9 protein-coding genes are annotated in these 11,401 nt (G+C 72.6%); 1 reads left to right on the forward strand and 8 read right to left on the reverse strand.

From position 1 onward, the window contains the following. The 8 genes from E1165_RS24910 to E1165_RS24945 all read right to left on the reverse strand — a co-directional run. A partial coding sequence (locus E1165_RS24910; RefSeq protein ID WP_132394169.1) for a glycoside hydrolase family 65 protein occupies positions 1-2,295 on the reverse strand: 2,295 nt, incomplete at its 3' end. Continuing rightward, positions 2,292-3,038 (reverse strand): HAD family phosphatase, encoded by a 747-nt coding sequence (locus E1165_RS24915; RefSeq protein WP_132394170.1) that lies wholly within the window; start codon positions 3,036-3,038, stop codon positions 2,292-2,294. The genes E1165_RS24915 and E1165_RS24910, both read right to left, overlap by 4 nt. 59 nt (positions 3,039-3,097) lie before the next feature. Further along, the gene (locus E1165_RS24920; protein WP_132394171.1) at positions 3,098-3,565 is read right to left on the reverse strand and encodes a DUF4442 domain-containing protein; all 468 of its coding nucleotides are present in this window, start codon (positions 3,563-3,565) and stop codon (positions 3,098-3,100) included. Positions 3,566-3,607: 42 nt separating this feature from the next. Continuing rightward, entirely contained in the window at positions 3,608-4,915 is a 1,308-nt protein-coding gene (locus E1165_RS24925; RefSeq protein WP_132394172.1) for an ABC transporter ATP-binding protein, read from the reverse strand. 136 nt (positions 4,916-5,051) lie between these two features. Continuing rightward, a complete protein-coding gene (locus tag E1165_RS24930; RefSeq protein ID WP_132394173.1) occupies positions 5,052-7,226 on the reverse strand; it encodes a bifunctional glycosyltransferase family 2 protein/CDP-glycerol:glycerophosphate glycerophosphotransferase in 2,175 nt (724 codons plus the stop codon). A gap of 15 nt (positions 7,227-7,241) precedes the next feature. Continuing rightward, positions 7,242-9,203, reverse strand: coding sequence for a DUF5941 domain-containing protein (locus E1165_RS24935; protein ID WP_132394174.1), 1,962 nt, complete (start codon positions 9,201-9,203; stop codon positions 7,242-7,244). Next, positions 9,200-9,943 (reverse strand): ABC transporter ATP-binding protein, encoded by a 744-nt coding sequence (locus tag E1165_RS24940; protein ID WP_132394175.1) that lies wholly within the window; start codon positions 9,941-9,943, stop codon positions 9,200-9,202. Before E1165_RS24940 ends, E1165_RS24935 begins: the two co-directional genes overlap by 4 nt. A gap of 1 nt (position 9,944) precedes the next feature. After that, complete coding sequence (locus E1165_RS24945; protein ID WP_132394176.1) at positions 9,945-10,772, reverse strand: ABC transporter permease; 828 nt, start codon at positions 10,770-10,772, stop codon at positions 9,945-9,947. A gap of 341 nt (positions 10,773-11,113) precedes the next feature. On the opposite strand from E1165_RS24945, the gene E1165_RS24950 reads away from it, so the two are divergent. Further along, complete coding sequence (locus E1165_RS24950; RefSeq protein WP_132394177.1) at positions 11,114-11,317, forward strand: PspC domain-containing protein; 204 nt, start codon at positions 11,114-11,116, stop codon at positions 11,315-11,317. The last annotated feature ends 84 nt before the right edge of the window (positions 11,318-11,401 follow it).

Consider the following 11,401-nt stretch of genomic DNA (forward strand, 5'->3'; position numbering starts at 1 on the left):
GGTCGGCACCGGGACGGTGACCGGTTGGGCGGAGGTCACCCACACCTGCTCACCGTGGTGGCGCAGCTCGACCACCGAGTCGGGGCCGCCGTTGCGCAGCCAGTACGTGACCTGGTGAGGCCGGACGTCCACCCGCAGCCGCATCGACCGCCACTGCACCGAGAAGTCCAGACGGCTCAGCCGGCTGGGCAGCCGGGGGGCGAAGGACAGCGTCCCGTCGTGGTCCCGCAGCCCCCCGAGCCCGGCGACCAGCGCGATCCACGCCCCGGCCAGTGAGGCCATGTGCACGCCGTCCCGGGTGTTCTCGTTCAGGTCGTGCAGGTCCATCAACGCGGCCTCCCGCAGGTAGCGGTGCGCCAACTCGGGGTTACCGACCTCCGCGGCGATCACCGCCTGGGTGCAGGCCGACAGCGACGAGTCCCGGACGGTACGCCGCTCGTAGTACAGGAAGTTGCGCAGCTTCTCGGCGGCGGTGAACGCGTCCCCCCGCCAGTGCATGGCCAGCACCAGGTCGGCCTGCTTGACCACCTGCTTGCGGTACAGGTCGAAGTACGGGTAGTGCAGCAGCAGCGGGTACTTCTCCGTCGGGGTGTGCTCGAAGTCCCACTCCTGCAACCGGGTGAAGCCCTCCACCTGCTCGTGCACGTCCAGACCCGCGTCGTACGGGACGAACATGGCGTTCGCCGCGTCCCGCCACCCGGCCGCCTCCTCCTCGGTCACCCCGAGGTCGATCGCCTGGTCCCGGTGGCGCATGGCGTACTCAGCGGCGGTGAGCAGGTTCCGCTGGGCCATCAGGTTGGTGTAGATGTTGTCGTTCTTGACCGCGGTGTACTCGTCCGGACCGGTCACCCCGTCGATGTGGAAACGGCCGTGCCGGTCGTGGTGGCCGAGGGAGCGCCACAGCCGGGCCGTCTCGACCAACAGTTCCAGCCCGATCTCCCGCTCCAGCTGGACGTCCCCGGTGACCAGCACGTACCGGCGCAGGGCGTCGGCGATGGCGGCGGCGATGTGGAAGGCGGCGGTGCCCGCCGGCCAGTACGCCGACGACTCCGGGCCCTCGATGGTGCGCCAGGGGAACGCCGCGCCGCGCAGGTTCAACGTCCGGGCCCGCTCCTGCGCCTGGGCCAGGGTGGCGTACCGCCAGTGCAGCGCGTCGCGGACCGCGCCCGGCTGGGTGTAGGTGAGCACCGGCAGCACGAACATCTCGGTGTCCCAGAACGCGTGTCCGTCATACCCCGGACCGGTCAGGCCCTTCGCGGCGATCGGCCGCCGTTCGGCGCGGGCGCCGGCCTGGAGCACGTGGAACAACCCGAACCGGACCGCCTGCTGCACCTCCGGGTCACCCTCGACCCGGACGTCGGCGGCCTCCCAGAACTCGTCGAGGTACTCCCGCTGTTCCCGGCACAGCCCCTCCCAGCCGTCCAGCCGGGCGCCGGCGAGCGCCGCGCCGACCTGGTCGCGCAGCGCCGGCAGTGAACGCCGGCTCGACCAGCCGTACGCGAGGTACTTGACCACCCGCAGCTTCTCGCCCGGCTTGAGCACGCACCCGATCGTGGTACGCACCCAGTCCTCGTATCCCTCGGACTCGATGGTGGCCTTGGTGGGGGCCTGCACGTCGTGGCCCATCGACGCGGCCACCCGCAGCGCGCTGACCTTGGTGCGGTGGATGAGCAGGCCGCCGTCGTCGGTGGTCAGCTCCTCCTCGGCCTGCAACGGCGACTCCAGCACGGCGGCGACCCGGGGGTCGCGGCTCTGCGCCGGCAGGGTCTCGTTGGCGACCAGCTCGGACTGGAGGATCAGCCGCAACGGCCCGTGCACCGCCTCGACCTCGTAGTGGATCGCGGCGACCGAGCGTTGGGTGAACGAGACCAACCGGGTACTGCGTACCTTGACCTCCCGGCCGGCCGGGGACCGCCAGTGCATCTTCCGGTACAGGGTGCCGCCGCGCAGGTCGAGGACGCGTTCGTGGCTGAGGAGTTCGCCGTACCGGACGTCGAGCGGCTCGTCGTCGACCAGGAGCCGGACCAGCTTGCCGTTGGTGACGTTGACGACGGTCTGCCCCGACTCGGGGAAGCCGAAGCCGGCCTCCGCGTACGGCAGCGGGCGCAGCTCGTAGAAGGAGTTGAGGTAGGTGCCGGGCAGGCCGTGCGGCTCGCCCTCGTCGAGGTTGCCGCGCAGGCCGATGTGGCCGTTGGAGAGCGCGAAGACGGACTCGGACTGGGCCAGCACGTCCATGTCCAGCCGGGTCTCCCGGACGTGCCAGGGCTCGACCGGATAGGCGCGTTCGCGGATCACGCGGCGCCCTTGAGCAGGTCCGCGAGGTCGGTCACCACGATGTCGGCGCCGTGGGCGCGCAGCTCGTCGGCCTGGCCGACCCGGTCGACGCCGATCACGTAGCCGAAGTTTCCGGCCCTGCCGGCGGCCACTCCGGCGAGGGCGTCCTCGAAGACGGCGGCGTTGGCGGGCGCGACGCCGAGCAGCGCGGCGCCGGCCAGGAAGGTGTCCGGGTGTGGCTTGCCGCGCAGCCCTTCGGCCTGGGCCACCTGGCCGTCGACCCGGGCCTCCAGCAACGGCTCCAGGCCGGCCGAGGCCACCACGTCACGGCAGTTGGCGCTGGCCGAGACGACCGCCCGGCGCAGCCCGGCGGCGACCGCCGCCCGCAGGTACGTCACCGAACCCGGGTAGACGTCGACGCCGTCGCGGTGGATGCGGTCCAGCAGGATGGCGTTCTTCCGGTTGCCGATTCCGTGGACGGTCTCGGCGTCCGGTGGGTCGGTCGGGCTCCCCTCGGGCAGCACGATGCCCCGGGAGGCGAGGAAGGTGCGGACCCCGTCGGCCCGCGGCCTGCCGTCGACGTACCGCTGGTAGTCCGGTCCGGGGTCGAAGGGCCGGAACGGCTCGCCGGTGGCCGCGGACCGCCGCGCCAGGTAGGCGTCGAAGGTCTCCTTCCAGGCGGCGTTGTGCACCCGGGCGGTCTGCGTCAGCACACCGTCCAGATCGAAGAGGCACGCGGTCACGTGCGCGGGTAGGCCCAGCACAAGGTCGAATCTATCCACCGGGCCAGCCCGGCAAACCGCTTTGGGCCGTGGATCTCCCCTCAGCGCTTCGGACGCAGCGTCCAGACCACGGTCATCGCCGAGGTCAGGGTGGCGTCCTCGGTGGCGATCTCGACCGGGACGTCGAACTCGGGCCGCTGCCCGGCGTCCAGCTCGGCGATCACCTCGGCCGGCGTGCGACCCAGCCGGGCGGTGGCCAGCACCGGCCCCATCGCCACCCGCCGGTACGCGATCTCCGCCCGGACGGCCAGCGGCACCGCGCGGTCGAGCAGGTGACCGAAGGCGGCCATCACCACCGCGCCGGAGGCGGTCTCCCCGAGCGTGAACATGGCCCCGGCGTGCGGACCGCCGACGTGGTTGTGGGTGGCCGGCGAGTCGGGCAGCCGGACCACCGCCCGGATCCCACCGCCGGTCTCCGGGGCCACCTCGACCACCTCGAAACCGAGGGTTCGGGCGAAGGGCACGGCTTCGAGCAGCGCGGACGCCACCTGGCGCGAGTCGATGGACACACCTCGACGTTACTTGCCGGTAACTTCCTGGGCAAGGCCGGGTCAACGCCAGCCGACGTCGATCCGGTCGCCGCGCTCGTCGAAGAAGTGCAGGGCGTCCATCCGTACCGCCACCGTCATCGGGTGACCGGCCGAGATCGCCGGGTACGGGGCGAGCCGCACCGCCAACTCGGCCGACCGGCGGTGGTGCCGCCCCGGATCGCTGAGCACGCTGGCCCGGTTGCCGCTCTCCGGGGGCGCCGGCGTCGGCTCCGGCTCCGCCGCCCGGCCGGCGAGGCGCTGCATCACCTGCCCGAAACGGCGCAGCCCACGCTGCCCACCCGGGCCGCTCTCCACGGGTGCCCCCAACTCGTCCACCACGATCGCGGTGGCGCCGATGTCGAGGAAGGCCAGCGACTCGTGCCCGTGGTGCTCCAGGTAGCGGATCCGCCCCTGGAGCACGTCGCCGCGGGTCTCCGGCGAGACCGGGGTGAGCGCCTCGGCCCGCATGCCGACCACGATGCGCTCCCCGTGGTAGTGCGCCACCGCCCGGCTGCGGATGTCGTCCCAGGGCAGGTAGAGCGCCTGGTCGCCGAGGGTCAGCGTGATGTACCGGTCGAGATGGACGTAGACCGACGCCTCCAGCAGGTTCATCCGGGGGCTGCCCAGGAAGGCCGCCACGTAGAGGGTGGCCGGCCGGCCGTACACCTGGGTGGGGGTGCCCACGTCCTGCAACACGCCCCGGCGCATGATGGCCACCCGGTCGGCCATGGTCAGCGCCTCGGCCTGGTCGTGCGTGACGTAGACGGTGGTGACGCCCAACTCGCGGGTGAGCCCGGAGATCTCCGCGCGCAGCTCCGCGCGGAGCCCGCTGTCGAGGTTGGACAGCGGCTCGTCCATGAGGAAGAGCCCCGGGCGGCGTACGATCGCCCGCCCCATCGCCACCCGCTGGCGCTGGCCGCCGGAGAGCTGGCTCGGCTTGCGCCCGAGGACGTCCCCGATGCCGAGCGCGCTGGCCACGTCCTGGATCCGTTCACCGCGCGGGGCCGCCTCGACCCCGGCCAGCCGCAGCGGGAAGCCGATGTTGTCGTTCACGGTCATGTGCGGGTAGAGCGCGAAGTCCTGGAAGACCATGGCGATCTTCCGTTCCCGGGGCGGCAGGTCGTTGGCGAAGGCGCCGTCGAGCAGCACCGCCCCGGAGGTCGGATCCTCCAGGCCGGCGACCATCCGCAGGACGGTGGACTTGCCACAGCCGGACGGCCCGAGCAGGACCATGAACTCGCCGTCGTTGACGTCGAGATTGACGTTGTCGACCGCCAGCGTCCCGTCCGGGAACACCTTGGTGACATCCTTGAGCGCGACGGTGGTCACCGTCTCCTCCCCAGATCGACCGGAACCCCGCTTGACTCTGGTCAGGGTCACCGGTCCGGCGCATCGGGTAAACGTGCCATGTTCAGGTTATGACAGGACTATTAACTGACCAGTAACCTGCCAGATCCGGGCGACCTCACGCCGACTCACCGAGGAACACCCGCCGGACCACCCGTTCCGCCGCGTGGCCGTCGTCGAGCGCGCAGAACCGTTCCCGGAACCGCCGTCGCGCCTCGGTCGCCGCCGAGGCGGACTCGCCGCCGGCGCGGAACACGTCCACCAACTCCTCGAAGGTCAATGCCACCGCCCCCGGCGGCTCGGCGGTCACGTCGAAGTAGACCCCCCGGGCCAGCGCGTACGCGTCCCGGTCCGGGGCGTAGACCACGATCGGCCGGTCCAGGACGGCGTAGTCGAACATGGCCGACGAGTAGTCGGTGACCAGCACGTCGGCGGCGAGGTAGAGATCCTCCACGCACTGGTGGTCGCTGACGTCCACCGCCCTCCCCCGGACGCGCCGATGGGCCCACCCCGGCCGATCGTGGAAGTAGTGGCTGCGGATCAGCAGCCGTCCGCTGGGCCCGAGCACGTCGAGCAGCCGGTCCGGGTCGAAGGGCGGGCGGTAGCGCGGCAGGTGCTCGCGGTGCGTCGGGGCGTACAGCACCACCCGCTCGCCCGGCCCGATCCCGAGCCGCCCACGGACCTCGGCCACCTCCTCGGCGGTGGCGACGGCCAGCCGGTCGTTGCGCGGGTAGCCGACCTCCAGCGTGACGTACGACGCCGGGTAGGCCCGCTCCCACATCTGGGTGGAGAAGCTGTTGGCGGTGATGCTGTAGTCCCACCGGTCCACCCGGCGCAGCAGCCCGGCGAAGTCCATCCCGACCGCGCCCAACGGGTACCGCTGCTGGTCCAGGCCCATGACCTTCACCGGCGTGCCGTGATGGGTCTGCACGTGAACCGAGCCGGGCCGCTTGCGGACGTAGTCCGGGAAGTTGACGTTGTTGACCAGCCAGCGCGCCCGGGCCAGCGCCCGGTAGTAGGCAGGGGTGCCCGCCACCACGTACTCGGTGCCGGGCGGCAGGGTGTCCACCCGGTCCCGCCGGACGATCCACACCGCGCGGACCTGCGGCGCGAGCCGCCGGGCAGCAGCGGCGACGGCCGCCGGATTGCAGGCGCGACCCCGGTACCAGTAGGCGGCGTACACGGCCAGCGTCGGGTCGATCGGTCGGCGCAACTCGGCCCGGTAGTACTCGCGCAGCACCCCGTCGCGGGCCAGCCGGGCGGTCCGCCGGGCCACCGGCATCACCCGACGGGCGGTGCCCCGGACGGTCGCCTGGGCCTGGTTCGCGCCGCGCAGCGCACTGAACGTCCGCCAGCGTCCCGCCGCCACCAGCCGGTGTTTGAGCCCCTCCACCCCGTGCGGCGCCGGATAGCCGCCGGGGGGCAGGAAACGCCGGTAGTCGGCGGTGATCCGGTCGAAGAAGGCCGGTCGAAGTTCGGGGGCGATCCGCTGGCCGTTGCCGAGCACGGTCAGGTGGTGCCAGAGCATCCGCTCGAAGAGGGCCGGCCGCGGCCCGGCCAGTTCCGGGTGGTCGTCGAGGAACCGGAACACCCGGTGCCACTGGTCGAAGACCTCGAAGTGCCGGTCCCCCCGGGTTCGGGTGATGGCGCCGGCCCGCCGCTGCCGGTAGTGCACGCAGACCCGGTCGAGCACGCCGATCCGCCCGGCGGCCAGCAACAGCGGGTAGGTGAAGGAGACGTCCTCGTACCAGCCGGGGGCGAAACGCAGCCCCAGGCGGGTCAGGAACTCCCGGCGAACCAGCCGGTTCCAGGCGGTGTGCAGCAGGCGTAGGGCCTCCGGCCGGTCGGACAGCCGGAAGGTGACCTCGCCGGGCGGCTCGGGGAACACCTCCGCCATGGCGCTGCGGCTCGCCGTGTCGTTCCAGTGCACCCGGACGTGGTCGACGACCAGCACGTCCGGGCCGGTGGACCGGAGCCGGTCGGCCACCTCGGGCAGGCAGTCCGGGGCCAGCCAGTCGTCACCGTCGAGGAACCACACGTACTCCCCGACGGCCCGGTCCAGCCCCGCGTTGCGGGCCGGCCCGAGCCCCACGTTCTCGGCGAGCCGGACCACCCGGACCCTCCGGTCACGGGCGGCGTACTCGTCGAGGATGTCGCCACTGGTGTCGGGCGAGGCGTCGTCGACGCCCACCACCTCGATGTCGCCGAACGGCTGCCCGAGCAGCGAGTCCAGGCATTCGCGCAGGTAGCCCTGCACCCGGTAGGCCGGGACGACGAAGCTGATCAGGGTCATCCCGGCCGCCCTCCGTCAGCCCGGCGAGCCGCCCGAGACCGGTACGGCCGTCGCCCGCGCGGCGCGGGCCGGCAGGACGACCCAGGTCAGGACGACGCTCGCCACGAATACCACGAGAAGGTACGCACCGAGTGTAGCCAGACCAACAGCCGCAAAACCGGCGATCCCCGCGAGGGTCAGCAGCACCGAACGCCCCTCCCAACCCAGCGTCCCCCCGTGCAGCGGCGGCGCGGCCTGCCGCTTCTCCAACCGGGCCACCAGGTCGTAGTGGTGCAGGGTGAGCACGAAGACGTACCCGAAGACCAGCCAGGCCGGCGCGCCGCCGACCACCCCGACGGCGATCGCGAAGAGATACTCCCCGGCCCGCAGCGCCGCCGGCACCAGCCAGTCCAGCGGCCCGTTGTGCGCCGCCCCGGCGCCCAGCCCGGCCACCAGCAGCACCAGCACCACCACCGGCAGCCACCAGCGCAGCCCGCCCGCGCCCCCGTCGCCGGCCGCGACCAGCGCCGCCACCAGCAGCACCGCCGGGCCGAACACCCCGACCACGGCCAGGGCCAACGGCCCCACCGGACGGACCACCGGCAGCCGGGCCGCCAGCGGCCCGTCGTCCCGGTGCAGGGTCGCGTCGACGGCGTCCAGCACCGGCACCCACATCCAGCGGGCCCGCAGAGTCCGCAGCGCCCCCGTGTACGCGAACGCGAGCGACCCCCAGACCAGCACCGCGACCAGGCTGACCGTCGGGCCGAACAGCGCGGCGGTCAACGCGATCAACGCCCACCGCTCCCCGATCGGGAAGACCACCGTCCGCTTCAACCAGTACGACACCGAACCGGTGTCCGCCTGCACCCGGGTCGACGCGGCGTTCAGCATCCCGCCGATGCCGCTGCCCGCACCCGCCGCCGGCCGGGGCCGCCGGGCGGCCTCGTCGTGCAGCACCCCGTACCAGGCGTCGGTCATGTGCCGGACGGTCTGCAACGTCATCGCCGCGATCGCCAGGGCCCAACCGTGGCGGAACCCGGCGGCCGTGGCCCCCGCCCCGAGACCGGCGTAGACCAGGTACTCCTTCGCCCGGTCGGCCATCGTGTCCAGCCAGCCGCCCCAGGCGCTGAAGTGCCGGGTGTACCGGGCCAACTGCCCGTCCACGCAGTCCAGCACGAAACCCAGGTAGAGCAGGACACCGCCGGCCACCAGGGCGGGCCGGCCGCCGACACCGAAGAGCACCGCCGCGACGGCGGCGAAGAGCACCGAGATCATCGTGACCGCGGTCGGACTCAACCGCAGCCGGGCACACGCCTTCGTGACGTACGGCGACCAGGTGCTGACGAAGTAGGTGGTGAAGAAGTCGTCCCGCTCCTTGACCGACAGCCGCAGCTCGGCGCGGTCCTCGTCCACCCCCGACAGCGCCGCCTCGGCGGCGAGCAGCCCGGCGGCGTCGCCGACCCGGTGCGCGACGAGCAGGCGTACCCGGTGGGCGAAGGTCAGCGTGCCGAGCGCGGTGAGGGCGGCGAAGAGCCGGTCCACCGCGGGCCCGGCCGCCGGCCGGGACGCGGCGGCCCGGGCGGCGGCGGCGAGCGCGGGCAGGTCGCCCGCGCCGACCCGCAGCGCCCCACCGAACACGCCGGTCGCGTCGGCCAGCTCCGGCCCGGCCGCCACCACCTGACCGCGTTCCTCGCGCACCGCGACGCGGCCGTCGCCGGGCGGGTCGGTGAGCACCAGGGCCACCGTCGGCAAGACCGGGCTGGTCCGCAGGTGGGTGAGTACGGCGGTGTGCGCGACCAGGTCCGCCCCGCTCACCACCACCGGTCCGGTGACGGTGTCCACCAGGGCGGCCAGCTCCGCCAGGTCGACGACCGTACGGACCTCGCCCACCCCGGCCCGCCGCCACTGCGCCGCCAGCCGGTCGGCCAGGGGCTCCCCGGTCGACGTGGGCAGGCCCGCCGCCGGCGCTCCGGCGGCGAGCACGATCGCGAGCGTCACCGCGGCACCGCGGCGTGGTACGCGTCGAGCGCCTCGGCGACCGTGCCGTCCACGGTCAGCCGCCCGCCGTCGAGGTACAGCCCCCGCCGGCAGAACCGGGTCAGATCCTTCTCGTTGTGTGACACCAGCACCAAGGTGCGCCCCTCCGCGAGCAGTCGGTCGATCGTCGAATAACACTTCTTGCGGAACTCCGCGTCACCCACCGCGGTCACCTCGTCCATCAGCAGGATCGGGTGCGGCAGGTGGGAGATGATCGCGAACCCGAGCCGGACCTTCATGCCAGACGAGTAGTGCCGGACCGAGGTGTCGATGGCGCGCTCCACCTGCTCGCCGGCGAACGACACGATCTCGTCGAAGTGCCGCTTCAGGTACCTCGACGACAGCCCGTGCAGCCCGCCGACGAGGTACAGGTTCTCCCGCCCGGTGAGATCGTTGGAGAACCCGGCGGACAGCTCCAGCAGCGGCGCCACGTCACCCCGGACGGTGATCCGCCCCTCGTCCGGGATGAGCACCCCGGCGACGAGCCGCAGCAGTGTGCTCTTGCCGGTGCCGTTGCGCCCGATCACGCCGACCGTGTCGCCCGGCTCCACGGTGAACGACACGTCCCGCAACGGCCAGAACTGGCCGGCCGCCGCCCCGCGTCCACCCCGGTGGATGAACAGCTCCCGCAGCCGCAACTGCCGGCGGCGGTTGCGGACGAACCGGATGCCGAGGCCCTCCGCCTCGATGATCGGGGCCACCTCACAGCTCCTTGAGCACGGCCGGTTCGAGCCGGCGGAACGTCCACGCGCCGGCGACCAGCACCAGCACGCTGCCGCCGACCGTGGTGGCCAGCAGCCGGGCGTCCGGGAACTCGTCCGGGTACCAGATCGCGTGCTGGAGCTGGAAGATCCCGACCAGCGGGTTCAGCTCGTACGCCACCTTCAGCCAGCCCGGCAGCTCCGACTCCCGTACCAGGCTCAGCGGGTAGATGATCGGCGTGGCGTAGAACAGCACCCGGATGATCAGCCGCATGAACCGCTCGACGTCGCGCATCAGCACGTTGACCGCGGAGAGCAGCAGCGAGAGCCCGATCAGCAGGGTGGCCTGCACCAGCACCGCCAGCGGCAGGGCGAGCAGCGACCAGCCGGCTTCGATGCGGCCGTGCGCCGCGTAGACGGCGGCCACCGTGGCCAGGATCGGCAGGCCCGCGACGTACTCGGCGAAGCGTCCGGTCACCCGGCCGATCGGGAAGACCTGCCGGGGCACGTTCATCGTGGTGATCAGGCGGGACTGCCCGGTGAGCGCGTTGGTCGCCTCGCTCAGCGCCGAACTCGTCCACATCCAGGCGAAGATGCCGGTGATCAGGAAGAGCGGGTACGAACCCGCCGCCTGCCCCAGGTGCCGGCTGGTGTCGCCGGAGTAGAGCACGCCGAAGACGAAGAAGTAGATCGCACCCATGCCGAGCGGTTCGATCAGCGACCAGAGGTAGCCCAGCACCGACTGCTGGTACTTCACGGCCAGGTCCCGCTTGACCAGGATGCGCAGGGAGTTGCGGTGCGACCAGAGAGCCGCCACGCCAGCGGTCACCGTCGCCTCCCGCCTGAAGAAGAACGGACGAAAGGTTAGCAGTCGGTGAACGAACGCCCGTCAGCACTCGATCACGTCGCCGGTCACCCCGTTCGCGCGACGCCAGCCGCGCGCCGTGATCGCCTTGATGCTAGCCACCGACGCCACCCGACGCAGCGGATCCCGCACCTGCCCCGGCGACCCGGACCAGGGATCGGCGGAGTGCGTCGGCCGTGCCCGGCGCGGGTAACCACCTACGGGTACGCGGTCACGAGATCCCCCTCGGGACGGAGGGCGCGGTGGCGGTCCCTTCCTACCGTTGAGGTCAGAGCGGCGGATCGCCGCAGAGTGGGAGTACGACGATGAGTCGCAAACTGGTCCGACCCCGCGAGGGGCGCATGCTCGCCGGCGTCTGCGCCGGCCTGGCCCGCCGGTTCAACACCTCGGCCAACCTGATCCGGCTGCTGTTCCTGCTGTCGCTGCTGCTGCCCGGCACCCAGGTGATCGTCTACCTCGTCCTGTGGATCCTGATGCCGAACGAGGACCGCGTCGCGGCCCGCTACTGACGGCGACACCCGGCCCGGCGCGCCGGTGGTGCCCCGGGCCGGCGTCGGGCGGGGGCGGGACGCGCGCGACGCCCCACCCCGCCC

The organism is Micromonospora sp. KC723 (genome assembly GCF_004348595.1).
Lineage (GTDB): Bacteria > Actinomycetota > Actinomycetes > Mycobacteriales > Micromonosporaceae > Micromonospora.

Excerpts from the sequence above, each read along its gene's own strand:
- E1165_RS24930 (WP_132394173.1), bottom strand. The coding sequence starts at position 7,226 with ATGACCCTGATCAGCTTCGTCGTCCCGGCCTACCGGGTGCAGGGCTAC.
- E1165_RS24950 (WP_132394177.1), top strand. The coding sequence starts at position 11,114 with ATGAGTCGCAAACTGGTCCGACCCCGCGAGGGGCGCATGCTCGCCGGC.